The sequence below is a fragment of the Streptomyces pathocidini genome (assembly GCF_001418495.1).
Classification (GTDB): Bacteria; Actinomycetota; Actinomycetes; order Streptomycetales; family Streptomycetaceae; genus Streptomyces; species Streptomyces pathocidini.
In genome coordinates this window covers 4,217-4,422 of the sequence record NZ_LIQY01000639.1, presented here as the reverse complement: position 1 = coordinate 4,422, position 206 = coordinate 4,217, and the positions used below count along the sequence as shown (strand labels likewise).

The window sequence follows — 206 nt, the reverse complement described above, 5'->3', positions numbered from 1 at the left end:
CGCCCGGGCGGTCCGACCAGTGGACCTGGTCGGGGTCGTCCAGGTCGAGGTCCGGGAAGAGCTGCTGCACCCGCGGCTCGAACTCCTCCCGCTCCAGCGGCTCCCATCCATGCCCCCGCAGATGGACGAGCCGATACCGCCCGTCGGTGTCGAACGGCGCCACCTCGACGGGCACATCCCGCTCGGTCTGCCGGGGGGCACCCGCG

General features: G+C 73.8%; 1 protein-coding gene. It reads right to left on the bottom strand.

All coding sequences use genetic code 11. The annotated features are described in order from the left end of the window. Positions 1–206, bottom strand: a 206-nt coding sequence (locus tag AOK16_RS27540; protein ID WP_169790950.1) for a hypothetical protein, incomplete at both ends; no start/stop codon positions are given.